We start from the raw sequence: 22658 nt of genomic DNA on the forward strand, positions 1-22658 counted from the left end.
CTTGATTCTTTGCGGGCTTTGCTGCATATGCGCCGCCGGCGTGAGTTTGGTCGGGCATATCCGATGACGGCTCTCTGCCTAATGGTGACTTCGTCTCGCTTGAGCAGTCGGCTTTGTCATGACGGACGAAGGATTGGTACAGCAGCGCAATGGAGCATGGACACGGATTCCCGGCCGAACCGGCGGGATACGCCCGGAGTTTTATGATTTTTTCTCAACGTCCATCGGCAGCATCGCGGCAAGAGCGCACAAAGCGCCGTGGTGATAGCTTTGCCTCCGTCGTGCCGAGGACGATCCGTTGATCACGGCCTATTGCTCCGATTGCAAGCCGCTCGAATTGGCAGATCTGTCGACCATTGCCCAATTGCCGGACAACGCCGTCTGGATCGATATGGTCGAGCCGTCGCGTGAAGAAGAAGAGAACATCGAGCGCCTGCTTGGGCTCGAGGTCCCGACGCGCGAAGATATGAAGGACATCGAGCCCTCAAGCCGGCTCTATGTCGAAGACGGCTCGGTTTTCCTGACGGCATCGCTGCTCTGGAAAGCCGATACCAGCCTGCCGACATTGACCGACGTCGCTTTCATCCTGACCGGCCATCGCCTGATCACCATCCGCTATGCACGGCCGAAATCCTTTGCGCTGTTCATTGCGGCGCTACAGCGTATACCGCAGGAACGGCGCACGGGCGTCGCGCTTCTGACGAAACTTCTGGAAACAATCGTCGACCGCACGGCCGAAGTCCTTGAACAGACGGTCTCAAGCATCGATATATTGTCAGTGCATGTGTTCGGCGACCGGGTGAAGAAAATCCGCCGCCCGTCGAACTATCTGGAAGAGAAGCTGAAAGACATTGCAGGCTATCACCGCACGGTCAGCAAGGTGCGAGACAGCCTGAGTTCATTGTCGCGAGTTTTAACCTTCCTCCAAACCATCCCCGCCATGCAGCAGGACCGTGAGGCCAAGGAATTGTGCCGCAATGTCTCGCGGGATGTGCAATCTTTGTCCGAACATGCGTCCTTCGTCGCCGGTAACGTCACCTTCCTGCTGGATGCATCGCTCGGTCTGATCAATATCGAGCAGAACGCCATCATCAAAATTTTCTCGATCGCCTCCGTGGTCTTCTTGCCGCCGACGCTTGTTGCCTCGGTCTACGGCATGAACTTCGAGTTCATGCCCGAGTTGCATTTCGCCTATGGATACCCGACATCGTTGCTTTTGATGGTGGTGTCTGCCGTCGTTCCGTTTCTCTTTTTTCGCTGGAAAGGCTGGCTCTGAGAGTCTAGTGATCCTGAATGTCTGACGAAACCCATCATTCTCCCGACGGGAAAATGAATCCACGCAAACTCTTTTACCTCGCCTTGGGGTCGGTTGGCGTAGTCTACGGCGATATCGGTACGAGCCCGCTTTACGCCTTTCGCGAGGCGCTGAAACCGGTGGCCGCCGATGGCCTCACGCGCGGCGAAGTCATAAGCCTCGTTTCGCTGATGTTCTGGGCGCTCACCATCATCGTCACCATCAAATATGTCCTTTTTCTGCTGCGCGCAGACAACGATGGCGAAGGTGGCACGCTGTCGCTCTTGGCGCTGCTGATGAAAACGGCGAACGGCCACACCGCCGTTCTGATGCTGTTGGGCCTGCTGGGCGCCGCGCTCTTCCTTGGCGATGCGATGATCACCCCGGCGCTGTCGGTTCTTTCGGCGGTCGAAGGCCTGAAATTGGTGACGCCGAGGCTCACGGATTATATCGTGCCGATCTCGGTCGGGATCCTGGCGCTGCTCTTTGCCATCCAGTCGCATGGCACCGGCGCAGTCGCGCGCTTCTTCGGCCCGATTACGGCGCTTTGGTTCATCGTCATGGGCGCGGTCGGCATCATGCATATCTCGGATGATTTCGGCGTTTTGGCCGCTTTGAACCCCTGGTATGCGATCACCTTCCTGATGAACGAGGGTTTTCTCGGTGTCGTCGTGCTTGGCGCGGTCTTCCTGACCGTGACCGGCGCGGAAGCACTTTACGCCGACCTGGGTCACTTCGGTCGCCGGCCGATCCAATGGGCCTGGTTCGCCCTGGTGTTTCCGTCGCTGACCCTGAATTATCTCGGCCAAGGCGCCTTGGTGCTGCGCCAGCCGCTCGCCATGTCCGACCCCTTCTTCCTGATGTATCCGCATTGGGCGATCCTGCCGGTGGTCATTCTGGCCACGCTCGCGACCATCATCGCCAGTCAGGCCGTTATCACCGGCGCCTTCTCGCTGACGCGGCAGGCTATTCATCTCGGCTTCCTGCCGCGCATGGAAATCCTCTTCACCTCCGAGACCAATACTGGCCAGATTTTCCTGCCGTCCGTTAACACGGTGCTGTTCTTCGGCGTCATCTTCCTGGTGTTGAGCTTCAAAACCTCGGATGCGTTGGCGACAGCCTACGGCATTTCCGTGACCGGGGCGATGGTCGTTACCTCGATCATGGCCTTCGAGTTCGTGCGTGTGCGCTGGAACTGGACGCTGCCCATGGCAATTGCCGTTCTGACGCCGCTGCTGTTGCTGGAATTCGTCTTCTTGGGCGCCAACCTGCTGAAGATTCACGACGGCGGCTACGTTCCGGTGCTGATCGCGACCGCCTTCACGGTGATCATGTGGACCTGGCGCCGCGGTACGGCGATTTTGATGGAGAAGACGCGGCATACGGATATCCCGTTGTCATCCTTCGTCAGCTCCATCGAGCGCAAAAGCGATCACTCGCCGGCGCATGTCCCGGGGACGGCGATCTTCCTGACCAGCGATCCGGAATCGGCGCCCGCGGCGCTGCTGCACAATTTGAAGCACAATCACGTCTTGCACGATAAAAACGTCATCCTGACGATCCGCACCATCAACAAGCCGCGCGTGCTGCAGGAGGATCGCTACTCGGTCGAGAAAGTTTCCGATCGCTTCTCGCGCGTCGAGCTGCGCTTCGGCTTCATGGAATCGCAGAACGTCTCGCAGGCGCTGGCGACCTTACGCAAGACCGGACTGAAGTTCGACATCATGTCGACCTCCTTCTATCTCGGCCGCCGCAAGCTGGTTCCGGATGCCAAGTCGGGCATGCCGCATTGGCAGGACCGGCTCTACATCGCGCTCGCCAATGCTGCGACCGATCCTTCCGACTACTTCCGCCTGCCGGCCAACCGTGTGGTGGAATTGGGCTCGCACGTCATCATCTGACGCTGATCAATCGGCTCACTTATATGGAAGGCCCGGTGGGTACCCGCCGGGCCTTTTGCTTGCGGCCTCATGAATGGGTGCGCGGTGGGGCCGCGGCCAAAGTTAACCATCCATCAAGGTTAATGCGAGATTATTTCGGCTCCTAGTCCAGAGTGCCGTTTGGAGTCCGGTATTGTCTCGCGCGCGTCGTATCCCTCGCAAGTTTGGTCTTCTGCCGAAAAACTGGACTTCGCCAGCCGTCTTCGGGTTTTGCGCATGGCTGATCTTTCCTTCGACGGTGGCCTATGCCGATCTTGCCGGTCTATTGGCGGGCATTGACAGGGGGAGCAGCAACTGGCGCATGGTCATCACCAATTCGCCGGCAGGCTCGACGCATCAGGCCGAGCTTGCCTTCGGCGACGCGTCGACCGCTGCGGCCGTTGGCGATGGCGGTCTCGTCCTGCCCGACGGCCGCCGCGTGGCGTTCCTGTCCCAGGAAAAGGGCAGTGATCCCAGGCCGGACGAAGATCGCATCAATCGGCAGGATAAGAAGAGCAGGGTGGTCGCCGTTGCGCCGATGCAGCCGCCCAAGGATTTTTCCGCCGGTTCCGTGCTGCAGCGTGACAGCCTATTGTTCCGGCCCGAGTTGGACACCAAGGACAAGACGGTTTTCCTGAAGCCGAAGATCGGAGGCAAGGAAATTCAGATCGCCACGGCCTTCTATCGAAAAGAGCCGCCAAAGCCGGACAACAGTGTGCCGTCCTATCTCGCAAGCCTGATAACAAATCGGGATGCCGATGTTCTCGCCGCTGCCTATGCGTCGCCGCCGCCTGATTATGCCCGCGTCTCCCCCTTCGATTCGATTCTCGCCAAGGATCAGGATAATCAGGGCCGCTTCGTGCCGCAGATCGGTCCTGATGATCACGCCTGGGCCGCAAATGTCTTGCCGCCTTCGGTCTTTTCCTCGGACGAACAGCAATGCCTTGCCACCGGCATCTATTTTGAAGCGCGCGGGGAATCGGTAAAGGGGCAGGCGGCCGTCGCACAGGTGATCCTCAACCGCGTCCGCAATCCCGCCTATCCGAAAACCATCTGCGGCGTCGTCTATCAAAACGATGATTGGCACAATGCATGCCAGTTTTCCTTTGCCTGCGACAACGTCAAGGATCGCGTCAACTCGCCCGAACACTGGAAGGTCACCCGCCAGGTCGCTATGGCCGTGACCGCCGGCAAGATCTGGCTGCCGGAAGTCGGTTCCGCCACGCATTATCACGCCGTCTACGTCAGGCCGAAATGGGCGGCCGAGATGGTGAAGGTCGGCCGTATTGGCATGCACATCTTCTATCGTACCTATGGCGGCGGTTGGAGCTGACGGCCTGTCGGGCACCGCGACGGCTCAGTTCCGCGAGTGCGGAGCGGGCGATAAAAAGGCCACAGAAAAACCCGGCCTGAAGAGGATTCTCAGGCCCAGTTTTGCGCCGGTATGGCGATTTCGGCCTAAGATCATGATTTATTTCGGCTAATTTATGGCTGGACAGATGACGCCTACGCCTTGACTATGCTTTTTCCTAAAACTATGTTGCGCGCGACTTCAAAACGGGCCGAAAAGGTGGCGAAACCTGCCGTTCGTTCATGCGTTGACCGGGGTAATGGGGCTGCGCGCAACGAAAATGGGAGGAAATCACCATGTCGGACGACCGCGACGAAGGTCTGGAAAAGCGACGGGAGCAATTGGAAGCCGAACTGGTGAACAAGCGCTCTGCGTTGGGAGAGGATGAACGAGGGGAGGTTCGCGCCGAGGAGAGCCGCAAGGGCTACGCCGAGGCGATGAAGCTTTCTAGTGAATTCATTGCTGCCATCATCGTCGGCGCTGTTCTGGGCTATCTATTCGACCGTTTTGTGGGCACGGCGCCGTGGGGCATGATCATTTTTCTGCTTCTCGGATTTTGTGCCGGCGTTCTGAATGTTCTGCGCTCTGCGGGCAAGGTGGCGACACCGATGCTTGAAAAGCACGGGCTTGATAAGAAGTGAGGCGGATGCGGCGCTGCGGCGCTGTTTCCTGGTGAGAGGCATCCGCTTTTACGAGCGGGAAAATGAAAGAGAACAAGCGGTGGCAAACGGACCTACCCATCAGTTCCTGATCTACAAGATTATCCCGATCGATATCGGCGGAATTGATTTTTCGTTCACCAACGCTTCCTTGTTCATGGTTGCCTCGGCAGTGATCTCTGCCGGCTTCCTCTATTTTGCCACTGCACCCCGCAGCGTCATTCCGAGCCGCTCGCAATCGATTGCGGAAATGGCTTACGAGTTCATCGCCTCGATGCTGAAAGAAGGCGCGGGAACCAAGGGGATGAAATTCTTCCCGCTGGTCTTCTCGCTTTTCATGTTCGTCCTGACGGCGAACCTGCTCGGCATGGTTCCCTATTTCTTCACCGTTACCGCCCAGATCATCGTCACCTTCGCCCTGGCGCTTCTGGTCATCCTGACGGTCATTCTTTACGGCGTCATCAAGCATGGCTTCGGCTTTCTGAAACTCTTCGTGCCGCAGGGCGTGCCCGGCGTTTTGCTGCCGCTGGTGGTGACGATCGAGATCATCTCCTTCCTGTCCCGGCCGATTTCTCTCTCTGTTCGTCTGTTCGCCAACATGCTGGCAGGCCATATCACGCTTAAGGTGTTCGCAGGCTTCGTTGCCTCGCTCGGAGCCCTTGGCGCGATCGGCATCGGCGGCGCCATTCTTCCCCTGATCATGACCGTCGCCCTGACCGGTCTCGAATTCCTCGTCGCCTTCCTTCAGGCTTACGTCTTTGCGGTGCTGACTTGCATGTACATCAATGACGCAATCCATCCGGGTGGCCACTAAGGATTACCGACATTGACGTCTGCAGGGCGTCAGTCATTCGCCGCAACAACCATTTCAAAGGAGTTCAACATGGAAGCGGAAGCAGCAAAGTTCATCGGCGCAGGTCTGGCTTGCTTTGGTATGGCCGGTACGGCTCTCGGCCTCGGCAACATCTTCGGCAGCTACCTGTCCGGCGCACTTCGCAATCCGTCTGCCGCTGACAGCCAGTTCGGCCGTCTGGTATTCGGCTTCGCCGTTACGGAAGCTCTGGGCATCTTCTCGCTGCTCATCGCTCTCCTCCTGCTCTTCGCCGTCTGATATCAACGGCATGATAGATCACGGTTCGCGGGACAGCGGGCCGTGATTCTTTGTATTTGCAGACCACCTGGAGGTGAGCATGTTTGTGACCCCGGCATATGCTGAAGAAGCACCGCCGGCAGCCGGCGCGGTGCATACGGAGACGGGTGCGCCCGATCAGGGCCATCACGCAGGCGTATTCCCGCCGTTTGACCATACGACGTATCCGTCACAGCTCCTTTGGCTGGTGATCACTTTCGTCATCTTCTACGTGGCCATGCAGAAGATCGTCATCCCGCGCGTCGGCGGCATTCTGGAAAGCCGGCACGATCGCATCGCCCAGGATATCGACGAAGCCTCGCGTCTGAAGGCCGAAGCCGATGCTGCTGTTGCGACCTACGAAAGCGAATTGGCCGCAGCGCGCGCCAAGGCGAATTCGATTGGCGCCACCGCCCGCGACGCCGCCAAGGCAAAGGCTGAGGCAGATCGCAAGGCGATCGAAGCAAGCCTTTCCGAGAAGCTGAAGGCCGCTGAGGTGCGTATCGCCGAGATCAAGGCAAAAGCCTTCGGTGATGTCGGAGCCATTGCCGAAGAAACGGCCGCTGCCGTTGTCGAGCAGCTCGTCGGCAACGTCGCCGGCCAGGCAGACGTCGTTTCGGCTGTGGCCGAAGCATCCGTCAAGCGGGAGGGTTGATCCATGGAATTCGGTCTCGACGAAACTTTCTTTGCCTTCGTCGCTCTCATCATCTTCCTCGGCCTCGTCGTCTATCTGAAGGTGCCGGGCATGATGGCCAAGTCGCTGGACGACCGCGCCGATCAGATCCGCAACGATCTGGCAGAAGCCAAGCGCCTGCGGGAAGAGGCCCAGCATCTTCTGGCCGAATACCAGCGCAAGCGGAAGGAAGCCGAAGCGGAAGCTGCCCACATTGTTGCGGCAGCCGAGCGCGAAGCTGAAATGCTGACGACGGAAGCCCGCAAGAAGACGGAGGAATTCGTCGCCAATCGTACGGCGCTTTCCGAGCAGAAGATCAAGCAGGCGGAAGCCGATGCGATGAAGGCGGTCCGCTCCGCCGCTGTCGATCTGGCTATCGCGGCTGCCGAATCGGTCCTCGCCAAGAAGGCCGATGGCCCGGTTCAATCCGAACTCTTCAGCAACGCCATCGGCGAAGTGAAGGCGCGGCTGAACTGAGCGCGTAAGCAATCGATCTTTGAGAAAGCCCGGCTTCGACCGGGCTTTTTGCTTTTGAAGGCGACGGTCGATAGTGGCAGCATTGGACTACGGCTCTGAACCAAAGCTTGATATCGTCCCCGCTTTTAGGGAGTGAGATGGTGACACTGACCGAGGACATTGGCGAAGGGCCGTTTCGACTTGATGATCTCATCTGTCGGCGCACCCGCCCTTGGACGGGGAGCGTTCACGCCCTGCTCTCCGCACTTCAATCACATGGCTTTGCAAATGCGCCATTGTCCGCCGGATATGACGGGACGTGGGAAAGGGTGAGCTTTCTTCCAGGTGAGACCGGTGACCTGGACGAAAGCGAGACTATGAGGTCTATGAAGGCCCTGCAGTCGGCGGCGCGCCTGCTGCGGCGCTATCATGACTACACCGGGCTGTTTATGCGGCCGATGCTGGAGGATCAGATATGGCAATTGCCGCCGAGACCGCCGTTCGAGGTGATCTGCCACGGCGATTTCGCGCCCTATAATGTTGTTCTGAGCGGTGGCGAGCTCATAGGCATCATCGACTTCGAGACAGCCCATCCCGGTTCACGTTGCTGGGATCTCGCTTACGCCATCTATCGCTGGGCGCCTCTATCCATTGGCATCGCGGTCGACGATCTCGGCGGGCTCGATACGCAAATTCTCCGCACTCGCATTTTTCTTGATGCCTATGGCCTGCCGGCAAAGCAGCGACGGACATTGCCGGGCATGATCGTCGATCGTCTGAATGCCTTGGTCGCCTTTATGGAGACAGAGGCGGCCAATGGTGTGGAAAGATATCGTCGCAACATCGAAGAAGGTCACGATCAAATCTACCGGTGCGATATCGCCTATATCAGCGAACATCGCGAGGAGATCATAGCCGGCCTTTGAATGAAGGGAGGCGGAAGCGGCTGTCAGGCCTCTTCCCTTCGAAGGGGCCGAAAGCTCATGCGATGCAGCGAGCAGGGGCCGTGCTTCTCGATACCGGCGCGATGCTCGGGCGTGCCATAGCCGACATGGGACGCAAATCCGTAAGCGGGAAAGACGTCTCCGGCGCGGGCCATCATCCGGTCGCGCGTCACCTTGGCGACGATCGAAGCGGCGGCGATGGAAAAGGAGCGGGCATCGCCCCTGACCACGGCTTTTCCCGGGCAGGCGAGACCGACAGGCACATCCAGCCCGTCCGTCAGAACATAACTTGCTGGCACGGCAAGGCTGCAGATGGCGCGCCGCATGGCGTCCAGGCTTGCCTTGCGAATATCGGTGATATCGATGCGGGCCGCACTCGAGGACGCAATCGAGACGGTGGCGGTTGCAAGTATTTCGACAAACAGCGCCTCGCGTCTCAGGACCGAAAGCTGCTTGGAATCGTTCAATCCCTCGGGAATGCGCTCCGGATCGAGAATGACCGCGGCCGCGACCACCGGGCCAGCCAGAGGCCCGCGTCCGGCTTCGTCGGCACCGGCGACAGGCCAGTGTCCAGCGCGGCGGGCAATCAGCTCAAGCTCGAAAGTCGGAACGATCGGGCTCTCGTCGAAAAGCATGGGAGAATCGGATGGTGTGCTGCGTGGCATGCGGCAAGCTCGCACACCACCCGATCTCCTGCAAGCCCCCAGCGGATCAAGGCGGCGAACCTGGGGGCTCTTCCGGCGGGCAGGGAAACCCGCGGGAAAGGGTCAGAGCAATTCCAGGAAAAGCGCGAAGCGGTTTTCCGTCCGGAATTGCGAAAAAACAAAAAGAGAGAGCGGTTCTAAGATTCCATGAAAAGCTGAACCGCTCAGAGAAGTGAAAGCTGTACGCCGCTGCCATCCGGCGGCACAAACAGATCGTCGCGCAGCGCGATATTGCGGCGGGTGAGCTCCAGCCGCTTGGTCGCCATTTCGAAACGGCGCCCGATCTGCCAGGCATAAGGGCCTGCACCCTTCATCCGTTTGCCGAATTCGGCATCATAATCCTTGCCGCCACGCATCGAGCGGATCAGCGACATGACATGGCGGTAGCGATCCGGATAGTTCTGTAGCAGCCAGTCGCGGAAGAGCGGGCTGACCTCGAGCGGAAGGCGCAGCATGACATAGCTCGCTTCCATGGCGCCGGCGGCTTTGCCGGCATCGAGGATGCGCTCGATTTCGTGGTCGTTGAGCGCCGGAATGATCGGCGCCACCATGACCGCCGTCTGGATGCCGGCCTCGCTGAGCGCCCGGATTGTCTCCAGCCGCCGCGGCGGCGTCGCCGCGCGCGGTTCCATAGTGCGCGCCAGCTTGCGGTCGAGCGTCGTCACGGAAATGCCCACCCGAACCAGGTTCTTGGCGGCCATCTCCTGGAGAATGTCGATGTCGCGCATGATCAGCGCCGACTTGGTGACGATCGCAACCGGATGGTTCGCCTTGTGCAATACTTCGAGAATCTGGCGCATGATGCGCCATTCCTTCTCGATCGGCTGATAGGGATCGGTATTGGTGCCGATGGCGATGACGCGCGGCTTATAGCCCGGCTTTGCCAGTTCCCGTTCCAGAAGCCGCGCCGCGTCGGGCTTGGCGAAAAGTTTCGATTCGAAATCGAGCCCCGCCGAAAGCCCCATATAGGCATGCGTCGGCCGCGCGAAACAATAGATGCAGCCATGTTCGCAGCCGCGATAGGGATTGATGGAGCGATCGAAGGAGATATCGGGAGAATCGTTGCGCGTGATTGCCGTGCGCGGCTTTTCCACCTGCACTTCGGTTTTGAATGGGGGCAGCTCTTCCAGCGCCTGCCAGCCGTCATCGAATGTCTCACGCTTCAGCGGCTCGAACCGGCCGCTTGGGTTCAGCCCGGCACCGCGACCGCGCCTGCGGTCGATCTCTACTCTGAGACCGGTGTCGGCGATCAAAGCATTGGCAACATCTGCCGTATTGGCAGGCGCAAATGCGGCCTGCCCTGCAAGGGACTGCTCGTTCATCGGTAACTCCAGGGCGGTGCTTGGCATCGCATGCCGCGTCTAAGATGATTAAATTCCTATCCGACAAACGAGAACAATGCAAGAACAAAATGCGGAGCTATACACCGTGGCGCGGTATGTCCACTTGGACGCGCGGAGGTCGCGGCGGCATTTTTGACACCAGCCAGGCCTTCTTCCAAACCCTCCGGTTCTAAAGTTTATACGCTGGCAATAAATTGTGCGCCGCTCTATAAATGGGCAATGTTGACGGTAATCATTGAATGCCAGGACCAGGAATCGGAACTGGCGCAGACATTGGCGGTTTTGGTGGCGGGCGCGATCGAAGGGCTCGTGTGCGACGTCGTCGTGCTCGACCATGGCTCACGCGACGGCACCTCGCATGTCGCAGACGCCGCCGGCTGCCGTTTCTATTCCCAGTGGGATATCAAAGACATATTGCAGTCGGCGCGCGGTGAATGGCTGCTTTTCGTCGAGCCCGGCGCCCGCCCGCAAGCGGGCTGGATCGATGAGATCGCCGAATATGTTTCGCTCAACAAGGTGCCGGCGCGCTTCACCGCGTCGCGCGGCTATCGCCGGCCTTTGCTGCAGCGCATCAGCCGCAGCCTGCCGCCTCTGGAACTGGGCTTGCTCCTCTCCAAACGACAGGCCATCGCCGCTGCCAAATCGGGCATGCGGCTCGCCGAGCTTGCCAAGGGGCATAAAAGTCGCCAACTGTCGAGCGAACTGATTCCTTCCTGGGTCGCGCGCGCAGCGCGGTAGCGCTGCCTTTGTGATCAATCCAGATTCCATTTGAAAATGAGGGAATTGCTGTCATAATTTTCATATGGCGGCACGTCTCGCGTGTCGCGTTCGGGCGGCCGACCATGAAGATGCCGGTATGCGGCAGAGCAGGTCAGCGGAACTCTCCTCTTCTGCCGGATTTCCGGCGAAAGGAGGTGCGTCATGGGACGCACAATGCTCTGCCGGCTCATCGGAACGGCCCTTGTGGCAACGGCAATTCTTCATCCCAACTCAGCCGCTTCCCAGGCGATGCTCGCATGCGCTCAGCGCGCCGATATCGTCGCTTTCCTGGATGCGCGCTATTCCGAAAAGCTCTCGGCCATCGGCCAGCTTGATCGGAAGACGATCATCGAAATCTTCGCCGCCGAAAGCGGCAGTTGGACAATGATGGTCACCAATGTCTCCGGCCGGAGCTGCGTGATCCTCACGGGCCAGAAATGGGAATCAATTCCTGCCTTGCCCGGATCGAAGGCATAGGGATTTGGAGAAGCCGGTATCGCCCGGGCGAAGCGGCTTACTTCGAGCTGGCACCGCGCTTTAGATGTTCGTCGAGCCGCGGCATGATCTCCACGAAATTGCAGGGCATATGCCGGTAGTCGAGCTGCGCCTTCAAAATGCCGTCCCAGGCATCCTTGCAGGCGCCCGGAGAGCCCGGCAGCACGAAGATGAAAGTGGCGTTGGCGACGCCGCCGGTTGCCCGCGACTGGATCGTCGCCGTACCGATCTTGTCGTAGGAGATACGATGGAACACCTCGGAAAAACCATCCATCCGCTTCTCGAACAAGGGCTCCAGCGCTTCGGGCGTGACATCACGGCCGGTAAAACCGGTGCCGCCGGTGGTGATGACAACGTCGATTGTGTCGTCGCGCGTCCAGGCTTCCACCTGGCTTCGGATACGCTCCTTGTCATCCGGAACAATGGCGCGGGCCGCCAATCTGTGACCGGCTTCCGCAATGCGGGCAACCAGCGTATCGCCGGATTTATCGTCGGCCAGCGCGCGCGTATCGGAAACGGTCAGCACCGCGATGCCGACGGGGATGAAGGATCGTGCTTCGCTTGGACCGGCCATCATGTCCCTCCCGCTATCGTTTCGGTCGCCTGAAAATACCAATCCGGCCTCAAGCTGTGAAGCGAGACCGCCGCCGCCGTCGCCTGCTCAATATTATCGAAAAGGCCGAAGCAGGTGGCGCCGGAGCCGGACATGCGCGTGGTGAGCGCGCCTTGGCTGTCGATCAACTGCGAGAGCGTGGCGATCTGGGTGCAGAGCGTGCGCGCCGGCGGCTCCAGATCGTTGCGCAAACCGTTGATGGTCTCGATCCATTGCATGCGCCCGCTTTTTGCCTGCCAGGAGAGTGCGAACGGGGGATTGTCCTTCCGGCCAAGCAGACGAAACACCTCCGGCGTTGAAACGCCGACGAGGGGATTGCCGAGCACCATGGCGAAGGACGGAAAGTCCGGCAGCAACTCGATCGACTCGCCGATACCGCGTGCGATCAGCGGCCGGCTGACGAGGCACATCGGCACATCGGCTCCGAGCCTCAGCGCAATTGCCGTGATCGTGTCGGAGGGCAGGGAGAGACCCCAAAGCCGCGTCAGCGCACGGAGAGTCGCCGCGGCGTCTGCTGAGCCGCCGCCGATGCCGGACGCGACGGGCAGGTTCTTTTCAAGATGGATGTGGACGGGCGGCGCCTCGAAACCCGCGTCATGAGCCGCTTGTCGTAGCAGATCACGCGCCTTCAGCACCAGATTGCCGCCCGCACTCTCCTCGGCAAGAAGGGGAGAGAAGCGTCCGGACAGGCTGAATTCGTCACGCGCGCTTGCGCGAAAGCCAAGGCGGTCGCCATGCCGGGCAAAAGTAACGAGCATGTCGAGCAGATGGTACCCGTCAGCCCGCTGGCCCGTCACGTGCAGGGCCAGATTGATCTTAGCGGGCGCCTCCTCTGTAAGGTCGAAATCATCAGCCGCTAAGATCACGGTCATCGAAAGTGTTAGGACTTCTTATCGGCCGGCGGCGGCGTTGTCGTATTGGGCGATGGAGTTACCGCCGGAGCCGGATCGGGCTGCTTGGTCTTGTCGACCGTCCGTGGATCGTTGTCGAGCGCTGGCAGGCCGTTGGCGATCTTTTCCTTGATCTTCGGAATATCCGCGTCCTCGGGCTTGGAAGCCAGCGCGCGGTTCCACTGGTAAACCGCCTCCAGCTTGCGGTTGACGCGCCAATAGGCATCGCCCAGGTGGTCGTTGATCGTCGGGTCGCCGGCCTTCAACTGTGCGGCACGCTCCAACTCGTTCACCGCATCGTCGAAGCGATTGAGTCGGAAATAGGCCCAGCCGAGCGAATCGACGATGTAGCCATCATCCGGCTTCAGATCGACGGCTTTCTTGATCATATCTAGACCTTGGTCGAGATTCAGGTTCATATCGACCCAGGAATAGCCGAGATAGTTCAGGACCTGCGGCTGGTCGGGGTTCAGCTCCAAGGCCTTCTTGAAATTCGGCTCGGCCTTGTCCCACTTCTTCAGCCGCTCATAGGCGATGCCGCGCTGAAAGAATACGGCCCAGTCGCCGCGGTTCGGCACGGCACCGATAACCTCAGCGGCCTTGTCGTAATTGTCCGCCATGCCCTGAAAGTCCTTGGCGTCCGAAAGAACGCTGCCATAGGCGAGATAGCTGCGGATATCGTTGGGATCGGAATCGATCAGCGCCTTTAAATGCTTGCGCGCATCGTCGACCTTGCCAGACTGGGCGAGCGCAAGGCCGAGCTGCAGCTCGGAGATGCGGGCCATGGGCGAGTTATTGGGCACCTTCTTGTAGAAGGCGATGGCGCGGTCCATCTGCTCCTGCTTTTCCGCAAGTCCTCCAAGCAGAACCAGCGTGTCGGCGCTCTTGGGATCAAGCGTATTGGCGATCTGCAGATAAAGCGAGACGACATCTTCGGCGCCGTCACGGTTGAGCGCCGCGCCGACGGTAAAGAGCACCGAGGCGGCACCCTGCGTGCTGTCGGTCACCTGCTGCTGCGGCGTTTCGCCCTTGTTGATGCTATCGCGCAGCGCGTTCAGCGGCGCGTAATTGTTGATCAGGTTGTCGCCGACCGAAACGGCATCCAATGCCTTCTGCTTGTCGCCGGCTTTGGCTTCGAGCTCCGCAAGCGCCATGACTGCACGCATGAATGTGTCTGGAGCCGTTGCGCCGCCCGCCTTGTCGAGAATGGCGTCGTTCAGGTGCGAGCGGGCGGACTTGGTATCGCCGATGGTGATGGCAATTGCGCCCGCATGATAATTCTTGAAGATGTTGAACCAGTCCGGCCCCTTCATCCTGTCGATCATGGCGATCGCTTCCTTGCCATGATTGGAGCCGGCGCGGGCCCAGGCAAGCAGAAGACCGGCCATCATCCGGTCCAGATCGTTCGGACCCTCATATTTGAGAATTTCCTGCGCGGCTTTGTAGTCATGCCGGCGGATGGCGTCCATGCCGCGTACAATGGTGGTGACGCGTTCGACCGAGGGATCGTTCTTCAGCTCGTTGGCGTATTTCACGCCCTCATCGAGATTGCCGTTGAGCAGCAGCGAGATCATCAGCCGCTGGCGGATCTCCGGGTTGCCCGGCTCGATCATCAACGCCTTTTTATAAAGCGAAATTGCGGTTTCATAATCATGGTCGACATCGGCTGTACGGGCAGCAAGGAAGGCGCCTGCGAAGGTGTCGACGTTTTCCGCATCGAATGTCACCGGGGTGCTCGCCTCCGGCGCTTCCGGGGCATTCACGGCGTGCGCGCTGTTCAGCGCTGCCATCGAAAGGATCGCCGCCAGGGCTGCGCCCGAGAGGAAACGAATGGCAAGTCTCTGCCGCATTAGTAAGCCTTTCATCAAGGGATTTGCCGGTGAGAGCGCCGGCGGCATAAAGCGTTCGTGTCAATTGATTCACAACAGGATGGCTTTTTTGAAGCGGTCCTGCAAGAAATTCGGCCGGCTGTGATCAGTTCACACGTTCGATGCAGAAATCAATCACTTCCATGAGCGCGGATTTCCACGGCGTTTCCGGTAGCGGCGCCAGCGCGTCGCGGGCGATAGTGCCGTAGTGAACGGCACGGGCGATGGTGTCGGTGAGCGCACCGTATTTGGTGATCAGACCCAACGCCTTTTCCAGGTTCTCGTCGCTATTGTTGCCGGTCTCGATGGCATCGCGCCAGAAAGCACGCTCTTTCTCGGTGCCGCGGCGATAGGCGAGGATGACGGGGAGCGTGATCTTGCCCTCGCGGAAATCGTCGCCGACATTCTTGCCGAGATCGGCGGCCTTGCCGCCGTAATCCAGCGCGTCGTCGACGAGCTGGAAGGCGAGGCCGAGATTGGTGCCGTAGGACTTCAGCGCATTGCGCTCGGCCTTGCCGGCATTGGCGACGATCGGTCCGACTTCGGCGGCGGCGGCAAACAGCGCCGCCGTCTTGGCGCGGATGACGGAGAGATAATCGTCTTCCGTTGTTTCCATGTTCTTGGAGACGGAAAGCTGCAGCACCTCACCCTCGGCGATGACGCAAGCTGCAGACGACAGCACGTCGAGCGCCTCCAGCGAACCGACTTCGACCATCATGCTGAAAGCCTGGCCGAGCAGAAAGTCACCGACAAGGACGCTCGCCTGGTTGCCCCAGATCATGCGAGCGGTGGACTTGCCACGGCGCAGATCGCTTTCGTCCACCACGTCATCGTGCAACAATGTCGCCGTGTGCAGGAATTCGACCGAGGTGGCGAGCTTGATATGATTGTCGCCCTGATAGCCATAAAGCGCGGCGGAGGCGATGGTCAGCATCGGCCGCAGGCGCTTGCCGCCAGAAGAGATCAGATGCTCGGCAACTTCCGGGATCATCTGCACATCGGAGCCGGCTTTCGACAGGATGAGCTGGTTGACGCGTTCCATATCCGCCTTGGTCAGGTCCACCAATGGCTTGATGGAGGCCAGTTTATTCTTGCTTTCTTCAAGCGGTATCACGACGCCCAACGATCCGGACTCCTGTTCATTTTCTGCAAAGCACAATAAGAAGGGGCGAAAGAGGCGGCAAGAGGCGATTTGTCTCGTCTCGTAAATTTGACAGGAAACCCAAGGCTTATGCACGAGCTGATACGCACCAATGACCCCGTTTTACTCTCCTTCGCCGAGAGCCTGATGAAGGATGCCGGGATTCATTGCTTCGTCGCGGATCAGGCCATGAGCGTTCTCGAGGGCTCGCTCGGCATGCTGCCGCGTCGCTTCCTGGTCGAGGATGAGCGTGCCGATCAGGCCCGGCGCATTCTTATCGATGCCGGCCTCGGCGACGAACTGCGCCCGGCGCGCGGCTGAACTCCGCCATGGCCGGCAATCCTTCCGAAACCATCGATGCCTTCCATCGCGGTGCCTTCCATATAGTCCAGCCGAAGGGCAGGGGCCATCGCTCCGGCATGGACGCCATGTTGCTCGCGGCTTTGGTGGCCGATGACCGGAATATCAGGGTGGCGGATCTCGGCGCGGGCGCCGGTGCCGCCGGCATGGCGGTGGCCTCACGGCTGGAACGGGCTGAGGTGGTGCTTTTCGAGCGCTCGCCGGAAATGGCCGAGTTTGCCCGCAAGAGCCTTGAGCTTCCAGAAAATGCCCGCTTCGCCGACCGCGTCGCCGTTATCGAGGCCGATGTGAGCCTAACCGCGAAGGCCCGCAACGACGCGGGTCTGATCGATGACAGTTTCCATCATGTCATCATGAACCCACCCTTCAACGATGCCAGTGACAGGCTGACGCCGGACGCGCTGAAAGCGCAGGCGCATGCGATGACTGACGGCCTGTTCGAAAGCTGGGTGCGGACGGCAGGCGCAATCATGATCCCCGGCGGTCAATTGTCGTTGATTGCCCGGCCGCAATCGATTGCAGAGATCATCGCCGCCTGCGGCCGCCGTTTCGGCGGCATCGAGATCACGCCGATTCATCCGCGGGAGGGTGAAAATGCCGTTCGCATCCTGGTGACTGCCATCAAGGGCTCACGCGCGCGGCTGGCGCTGCGGGCGCCGCTGATCATGCATGGCGAGGGAACGCACAAATTCTCCGACTTCGTCGACGACCTCAACAATGGCCGCGCCGCTTATTCCCGAAAATAGAGGATCATCCCGCGGGCATGACGCGGTTTTCGGTAGGATCGCTGGAATTCAGGGCGTGCCTCGGAACGCATCGAAGATCAGCTTGACGTTCAGGATGGCGATGGCAAAGGCGATGACATAGGCGACGGTGCTCAGCCAGCGCGGTGCGACGAGATCGCCCATCTTGGTCTTGTCGGCGGTGAACATGACCAGCGGGAAGACAGCGAAGGAAAGTTGCAGGCTGAGCACGACCTGAGTCAGGATCAGCAGATCCGCCGTACCGGAATCACCGTACCATATGGTGACGATCCCGGCTGGAGTGATTGCCAGTCCGCGCGTCACGATGCGGCGCAGCCAAGGCTTCACCTTGAGCCGCAAAAAACCTTCCATCACGATCTGCCCGGCAAGCGTTGCCGTCACCGTGGAGTTGAGGCCGCAACAGAGAAGCGCGATCCCGAACAGCGTCGGTGCGATCGCCAGGCCGAGAAGCGGCGCCAGCAGCGATTCCGCCTGTGCGAGTTCCACGACATCGGTGTGGCCATGTGCGTGAAACGCCGCGCCGGCGAGAATGAGGATGGAAGCATTGATGAGCAGAGCGAAGGTCAGCGCCACGGTCGAATCGATCGTGGCATAGGTCAGCGCCTCTTTCTGTTCCGAAAGCGTATGGCCGAAGGCGCGCGTCTGCACGATGCCGGAATGCAGATAGAGATTGTGCGGCATGACCGTCGCGCCGAGGATGCCGAGCGCGAGGTAGAGCATGTTCGGATCCCGGACGATCTCGCTCGTCGGGAAAAAGCCTTTGATGACCTCACCCCAATTGGGATCGGCAAGGAAGACCTGGATGCCGAAACAGAAGGCGATGACACCGAGCAGGGTGATGATCAACGCCTCTACCCAGCGAAAGCCCAGCCGCTGCAGGAAAAGAATGAGAAACACGTCGAAGGCGGTCACCAGCACGCCGAGTTCGAGCGGCAGGCCGAAAACGAGATTTAAGCCGATGGCGGTGCCGACGACTTCTGCAATATCCGTCGCGATGATGGCGATCTCCGCCATCGCCCACAGCGGTACGGAGACGAAGCCCGGAAAGGCATCCCGGCAGGCCTGGGCAAGATCGCGGCCGGTGGCGATTGCAAGGCGCGCGCAAAGCGCCTGCAACACCACGGCCATGATGTTGGACAACAATGCGACGGTCAGCAGCGCATAGCCGAATTTCGATCCGCCCGCGAGCGAGGTCGCCCAGTTGCCAGGGTCCATATAGCCGACCGCGACAAGATAGCCCGGACCTGCGAAGGCGGCGACGCGACGCAGTACCGAACCGCCCTTGGCGGTTTCGACCGAGCGGTACACATCGGAAAGAGTGGCCTCTTCTCGGTCATGGCGCCAGCCGGCGTCAGACTTGGGTTTCATAAGATCCATGGGGCTTCCGCAGGCTTCGATACCGCGAGAGGTTAGTGGTTTAGAATGATAATGCAATTCATTCGCAACAAGAAAAGCCATTCCCGGTCTCGTTCGCGCCGGGTGTGGCATTCCTGCAATCCGCAGTAACCCAGGCCGCGCGATGCCAGCGAAAGCCTTCTTCTGTACTTCTTGCCTTTCGGCGAAAAACCTGCGGTCGCGAAGGGAAGCGGGCGCGAAATACGATGATGGATGTTGCGTTTGCCATTTCCGTGCATACATCACCTGCAGCAAACATCATGAATCAGGGACGACGAATGGCTGGATTTTTTAGGCGCATGCTTCCGAAGCGGTTTCGCAAGGAAAGGGTGGTCGTTCCCGTCGTCCGGCTGAGCGGCGTCATCGCCTCCGGCGGCGGTCCTCTCCGCCAGTCGCTCAATCTTGCGGGCATCTCGCAGGCGCTGGAAAAGGCCTTCGGCATGAAGGCTGCCCCGGCAGTGGCGATCGTCATCAATTCGCCCGGCGGATCGCCGGTGCAATCACGCATGATCTATAGCCGCATCCGCGATCTTGCCCGCGAGAAAGAGAAGAAAGTGCTGGTTTTCGTCGAGGATGTGGCGGCATCCGGCGGCTACATGATCGCGCTCGCCGGCGATGAGATCATTGCCGATGCCACCTCCATCGTCGGTTCCATCGGCGTTGTCTCCGGCGGCTTTGGTTTTCCGGAGCTTTTGAAGAAGCTCGGAGTCGAGCGCCGAGTCTATACTGCCGGCGAAAACAAGGTGATCCTTGATCCGTTCCAGCCGGAGAAGGAAAAGGACATCGAATATCTGAAGAGCCTTCAGGTCGAGATCCATAAGGTTTTCATCGACATGGTCCGCGAGCGTCGGGCGGGCAAGCTCGCCGCAGACGAGGTCGTGTTCTCCGGTCTCTTCTGGACCGGCGGGCGCGGTCTCGAACTCGGCCTGATCGACGGCCTCGGTGATATGCGCCAGGAGTTGAAGAAGCGTTTCGGCGACAAGATCAAGCTCGAACTGGTCACCACACCGCGCAGCCTCTTCGGCCGCCGCACGCCCGGCATTTCCCTTTCGGGCATGGACGGCATCGGCGCCGGCCTCGCCTCCGGACTTGCAGAGGTGGCAGAGGAAAAGGCATTGTGGGGGCGGTACGGATTATAATCGGGAGCGCTGCGCGATGCCGCAGATCATCTTCTTCATCGTTGCTGTCGGCGGTATTTGGCTTCTTTATCGGCGCTTCCTGCGCGACGCCCGAAAACTCACCGAGAAATCCCGCCGCGCCGAAAGCGAAAGGCGCACGGGCGCCATCGGCACGCTGGTGAAGGACCCGAAGACCGGGGAGTATCGGGTGAAGCGGGAGGATGAATGAGTATGGACGAATCGGAGCGACGCAAGCGGGCGTTAGAGAAGCTGAAATCATTCGGATTCAAACTTCCTGCCGATTGGAGGTTTGAGCGCGATCAAGCCAATATACGGGGCAATGATACTGATCTCAACGCCGCTTTTTTACCTGTGACATCCAATCCGCGCCCGCATAGCTGACGCAGATGATGCGGACGATCCTGGTCTTATCATCTACGGTGAAACAGACGACTGCTTTTTCAGAAGCGGGTATTGCCCGCAGCGTTGGCCCCATATCGGTACGAATTGTGCCGATATGCGGAAATTCGCTGAGCTTGTCGATGAAATCCGTGATTTCATCTACCTTCGCTAGCCCGGCTTCGATACCTGCATAGTTGGAAATCAAATCTACGATGTCGAAGAGATCGCGCTCGACAAATGGATGCTTCGTTATCGCATAGCGCATGGGAAAAATTACTTGGCGTACTTTTGGCGCAGTCGATCTTTCACCCTGGACGCCATTTCCTTACCGTCCCAAGGCAACCATTGGTCATAAGGCAATTCCAACCGCCGGCGAATTTCGTCCGCCATGTCGGACACTACATCATCAGGCACGCCGTCATGATGCGTTATCTGGTCGATCTGCTCGATAGCTGCTTCAACGAGACTGGAGATGGATGGAAATGCGCCTTCCTCGACCATCTTCTCCGCAAGGCGGAGATGGCGTTCAGATAAGGTGATTTCGGTTTTGACATTCATAATCCTTCTCCAAAGCGGCGTGGAGACGCACAGCTCTATCTATACGTCATCTCTTGACCCTTGTCTTCCATCGTGGCACCTGTCGCGCCAACCAACCTACACCAAGCAGATAGTGGCTGATCTCCATGACCGCGACCCCGCCCGATAATATGAATCCGAAGCGCTCGTTTCAGGCATTGATCCTGACGCTGCACAATTACTGGGCCGACAAGGGTTGCGCGGTTCTGCAGCCCTACGACATGGAAGTCGGCGCCGGCACATTCCATCCGGCGACGACTTTGCGCGCGCTTGGGCCGAAGCCGTGGAAGGCAGCCTATGTGCAGCCGTCGCGTCGTCCCTCCGATGGCCGTTACGGCGAAAACCCGAACCGCATGCAGCATTATTATCAGTATCAAGTGATCCTAAAGCCGAACCCGCCGAACCTGCAGGAGCTCTATCTCGGCTCCCTCGCGGCCATCGGCCTCGATCCGCTGCTGCATGACATCCGCTTCGTCGAGGACGATTGGGAGAGCCCGACGCTTGGCGCCTGGGGTCTCGGCTGGGAATGCTGGTGCGACGGCATGGAAGTGTCGCAGTTCACCTATTTCCAGCAGGTTTGCGGCATCGAGTGCGCTCCGGTCGCCGGCGAATTGACCTATGGTCTCGAACGTCTGGCAACCTATGTCCAAGGCGTCGACAGCGTCTATGATCTGAATTTCAACGGTCTCGAAGGCGACGAGAAGATCACCTATGGCGATGTCTTCCTGCAAGCCGAGCAGGAATATTCGCGGCATAATTTCGAATATGCCAATACGGAAATGCTGCATCGCCATTTCATCGATGCCGAGAAGGAATGCCAGGCGCTGCTCGCCGCCGGCGCGCCGGGCGACAACGCCAATCAGCTCCTCCACAAATGTGTCTTCCCGGCCTATGACCAGTGCATCAAGGCTAGCCACGTCTTCAATCTGCTCGATGCGCGCGGCGTGATTTCGGTTACCGAACGCCAGAGCTATATCCTGCGCGTCCGCACCCTGGCGAAAGCCTGCGGCGAAGCATTCCTGCTGACTGATGCCGGCGGTGCGAACTGGGATAAGCAGGCCGCTTAAGGCACATTCCTTATCTCTAAGGTATTGGCTTAGCGGCGAAAAGCGAATGACAATATCCGTTAAGCCGCATAGTCTTCCTCGCGGTTGCATTCGCCACGAGGGTTCGCGATGTATATTATTTTGGCGATCATCGTTCTGATCGCGCTTTATGCCGTCTTCACCTATAACGGCCTCGTTCGCGCGCGTCAGATCGCCGAGGAGGCTTGGTCAGGGATCGATGTGCAGCTCAAGCGCCGTGCCGATCTCATTCCGAATTTGGTCGAGACGGTCAAAGGCTATGCTGGCCATGAGCGGCAGACTTTGGAAGAGGTCGTGGAGTTGCGTAACAGGGCGCAGGCCATGCCATCCGGCGATGTCGCCGCTCGCGGCCAGGTGGAAGGCCTGCTTTCGCAAGCGCTCGGTCGTGTGATCGCGCTTGCCGAAGCCTATCCCGATCTGAAGGCCAACGCGAATTTCCTCGAATTGCAACGTTCTCTCGAAGGTATTGAGGGCGAAATCCAGATGTCGCGGCGCTACTACAACGGTGCCACCCGCGATCTTAATGTCAAGGTCGAGAGCTTTCCCAGCAATCTGCTCGCCGGCCCCTTCGGTTTCTCCAAGCGCGCCTTCTTCGAAATCACCAACGAGGCGGACCGCGCCGTTCCATCCGTCAAGTTCTAAGATTCCTTCTATCGGTTTTGCATTGCAGGCGGTAAAGGAACCCCACCGCAGGCCATTGGCCGCTTTCTGGACTGACCA

At 59.4% G+C, this 22658-nt stretch carries 26 protein-coding genes; 17 read left to right on the top strand and 9 right to left on the bottom strand.

The window, feature by feature from the left end; all coding sequences use genetic code 11:
* Window positions 1–298: 298 nt before the first annotated feature.
* From corA to QDY28_RS04735, 9 genes are all read left to right on the top strand, one after another.
* Complete coding sequence (corA, locus tag QDY28_RS04695) at window positions 299–1276, top strand: magnesium/cobalt transporter CorA (protein ID WP_331380507.1); 978 nt, start codon at window positions 299–301, stop codon at window positions 1274–1276.
* Window positions 1277–1293: 17 nt separating this feature from the next.
* Window positions 1294–3195 carry a potassium transporter Kup gene (locus QDY28_RS04700; protein ID WP_331380508.1) on the top strand — a complete coding sequence of 634 codons (1902 nt, stop codon included), beginning with the start codon at window positions 1294–1296 and terminating at the stop codon, window positions 3193–3195.
* Between the two features lie 172 nt (window positions 3196–3367).
* Window positions 3368–4546, top strand: coding sequence for a cell wall hydrolase (locus QDY28_RS04705; protein WP_331380509.1), 1179 nt, complete (start codon window positions 3368–3370; stop codon window positions 4544–4546).
* Between the two features lie 314 nt (window positions 4547–4860).
* Entirely contained in the window at window positions 4861–5205 is a 345-nt protein-coding gene (locus QDY28_RS04710; protein ID WP_331380510.1) for an AtpZ/AtpI family protein, read from the top strand.
* A 79-nt stretch (window positions 5206–5284) separates the two neighbouring features.
* Window positions 5285–6037 (top strand): F0F1 ATP synthase subunit A, encoded by a 753-nt coding sequence (locus QDY28_RS04715; protein ID WP_331380511.1) that lies wholly within the window; start codon window positions 5285–5287, stop codon window positions 6035–6037.
* A 69-nt stretch (window positions 6038–6106) separates the two neighbouring features.
* A complete protein-coding gene (locus QDY28_RS04720) occupies window positions 6107–6334 on the top strand; it encodes a F0F1 ATP synthase subunit C (protein ID WP_028750571.1) in 228 nt (75 codons plus the stop codon).
* 79 nt (window positions 6335–6413) lie between these two features.
* Window positions 6414–7007 carry a F0F1 ATP synthase subunit B gene (locus tag QDY28_RS04725; RefSeq protein WP_331380512.1) on the top strand — a complete coding sequence of 198 codons (594 nt, stop codon included), beginning with the start codon at window positions 6414–6416 and terminating at the stop codon, window positions 7005–7007.
* A gap of 3 nt (window positions 7008–7010) precedes the next feature.
* A complete protein-coding gene (locus tag QDY28_RS04730; protein ID WP_331380513.1) occupies window positions 7011–7502 on the top strand; it encodes a F0F1 ATP synthase subunit B in 492 nt (163 codons plus the stop codon).
* Window positions 7503–7639: 137 nt separating this feature from the next.
* Window positions 7640–8407, top strand: coding sequence for a phosphotransferase (locus QDY28_RS04735; RefSeq protein WP_331380514.1), 768 nt, complete (start codon window positions 7640–7642; stop codon window positions 8405–8407).
* A 23-nt stretch (window positions 8408–8430) separates the two neighbouring features.
* Here QDY28_RS04735 and QDY28_RS04740 read toward each other — a convergent pair whose 3' ends face one another.
* Complete coding sequence (locus QDY28_RS04740; RefSeq protein WP_331380515.1) at window positions 8431–9090, bottom strand: ribonuclease HII; 660 nt, start codon at window positions 9088–9090, stop codon at window positions 8431–8433.
* Window positions 9091–9293: 203 nt separating this feature from the next.
* The gene (locus QDY28_RS04745) at window positions 9294–10451 is read right to left on the bottom strand and encodes a PA0069 family radical SAM protein (protein WP_331380516.1); all 1158 of its coding nucleotides are present in this window, start codon (window positions 10449–10451) and stop codon (window positions 9294–9296) included.
* 240 nt (window positions 10452–10691) lie between these two features.
* Between QDY28_RS04745 and QDY28_RS04750 the strand changes: the two genes are divergently transcribed.
* Together QDY28_RS04750 and QDY28_RS04755 are read left to right on the top strand one after the other, a co-directional pair.
* A complete protein-coding gene (locus QDY28_RS04750; protein ID WP_331380517.1) occupies window positions 10692–11210 on the top strand; it encodes a glycosyl transferase in 519 nt (172 codons plus the stop codon).
* 183 nt (window positions 11211–11393) lie between these two features.
* On the top strand, window positions 11394–11708 hold the full coding sequence (locus tag QDY28_RS04755; RefSeq protein ID WP_331380518.1) for a hypothetical protein: 315 nt from the start codon (window positions 11394–11396) through the stop codon (window positions 11706–11708).
* Between the two features lie 37 nt (window positions 11709–11745).
* On the opposite strand, the gene moaB is transcribed toward QDY28_RS04755, so the two are convergent.
* The 4 genes from moaB to QDY28_RS04775 form a co-directional block, all read right to left on the bottom strand.
* Window positions 11746–12300 carry a molybdenum cofactor biosynthesis protein B gene (moaB, locus tag QDY28_RS04760; RefSeq protein ID WP_331380519.1) on the bottom strand — a complete coding sequence of 185 codons (555 nt, stop codon included), beginning with the start codon at window positions 12298–12300 and terminating at the stop codon, window positions 11746–11748.
* Window positions 12300–13211: a 4-(cytidine 5'-diphospho)-2-C-methyl-D-erythritol kinase gene (locus QDY28_RS04765; protein ID WP_331380520.1), complete on the bottom strand. Its 912-nt coding sequence runs from the start codon at window positions 13209–13211 to the stop codon at window positions 12300–12302. Before QDY28_RS04765 ends, moaB begins: the two co-directional genes overlap by 1 nt.
* Window positions 13212–13219: 8 nt before the next feature.
* A complete protein-coding gene (locus tag QDY28_RS04770) occupies window positions 13220–15079 on the bottom strand; it encodes a tetratricopeptide repeat protein (RefSeq protein WP_331380521.1) in 1860 nt (619 codons plus the stop codon).
* A 124-nt stretch (window positions 15080–15203) separates the two neighbouring features.
* Window positions 15204–16220 (bottom strand): polyprenyl synthetase family protein, encoded by a 1017-nt coding sequence (locus QDY28_RS04775; protein ID WP_331380522.1) that lies wholly within the window; start codon window positions 16218–16220, stop codon window positions 15204–15206.
* A 108-nt stretch (window positions 16221–16328) separates the two neighbouring features.
* Between QDY28_RS04775 and QDY28_RS04780 the strand changes: the two genes are divergently transcribed.
* Both QDY28_RS04780 and QDY28_RS04785 read left to right on the top strand, forming a co-directional pair.
* Window positions 16329–16559 (top strand): putative signal transducing protein, encoded by a 231-nt coding sequence (locus QDY28_RS04780; RefSeq protein WP_331380523.1) that lies wholly within the window; start codon window positions 16329–16331, stop codon window positions 16557–16559.
* Window positions 16560–16567: 8 nt separating this feature from the next.
* Window positions 16568–17344: a tRNA1(Val) (adenine(37)-N6)-methyltransferase gene (locus tag QDY28_RS04785; RefSeq protein ID WP_331380524.1), complete on the top strand. Its 777-nt coding sequence runs from the start codon at window positions 16568–16570 to the stop codon at window positions 17342–17344.
* A 48-nt stretch (window positions 17345–17392) separates the two neighbouring features.
* Here QDY28_RS04785 and QDY28_RS04790 read toward each other — a convergent pair whose 3' ends face one another.
* Complete coding sequence (locus QDY28_RS04790; protein ID WP_331380525.1) at window positions 17393–18739, bottom strand: Nramp family divalent metal transporter; 1347 nt, start codon at window positions 18737–18739, stop codon at window positions 17393–17395.
* 296 nt (window positions 18740–19035) lie between these two features.
* Here QDY28_RS04790 and QDY28_RS04795 point away from each other — a divergent pair, with 296 nt between their 5' ends.
* Window positions 19036–19896 carry a S49 family peptidase gene (locus QDY28_RS04795; RefSeq protein WP_331380526.1) on the top strand — a complete coding sequence of 287 codons (861 nt, stop codon included), beginning with the start codon at window positions 19036–19038 and terminating at the stop codon, window positions 19894–19896.
* Window positions 19897–19912: 16 nt separating this feature from the next.
* Entirely contained in the window at window positions 19913–20104 is a 192-nt protein-coding gene (locus QDY28_RS04800; protein WP_104822173.1) for a hypothetical protein, read from the top strand.
* Window positions 20105–20227: 123 nt separating this feature from the next.
* Here the strand turns inward: QDY28_RS04800 and QDY28_RS04805 are convergent, their stop codons facing one another.
* Window positions 20228–20542, bottom strand: a complete 315-nt coding sequence (locus QDY28_RS04805) for a type II toxin-antitoxin system RelE/ParE family toxin (RefSeq protein ID WP_331380527.1) — start codon at window positions 20540–20542, stop codon at window positions 20228–20230.
* Window positions 20543–20550: 8 nt separating this feature from the next.
* Window positions 20551–20835 (bottom strand): hypothetical protein, encoded by a 285-nt coding sequence (locus QDY28_RS04810; protein WP_331380528.1) that lies wholly within the window; start codon window positions 20833–20835, stop codon window positions 20551–20553.
* A 125-nt stretch (window positions 20836–20960) separates the two neighbouring features.
* On the opposite strand from QDY28_RS04810, the gene QDY28_RS04815 reads away from it, so the two are divergent.
* Window positions 20961–21920 (top strand): glycine--tRNA ligase subunit alpha, encoded by a 960-nt coding sequence (locus QDY28_RS04815; protein WP_331380529.1) that lies wholly within the window; start codon window positions 20961–20963, stop codon window positions 21918–21920.
* A gap of 108 nt (window positions 21921–22028) precedes the next feature.
* Window positions 22029–22580: a LemA family protein gene (locus QDY28_RS04820; RefSeq protein WP_331380530.1), complete on the top strand. Its 552-nt coding sequence runs from the start codon at window positions 22029–22031 to the stop codon at window positions 22578–22580.
* Window positions 22581–22658 lie beyond the last annotated feature (78 nt).

Origin of the sequence: Rhizobium sp. BR 362 (genome assembly GCF_036528765.1) — a bacterium.
Taxonomy (GTDB): Bacteria; Pseudomonadota; Alphaproteobacteria; order Rhizobiales; family Rhizobiaceae; genus Rhizobium.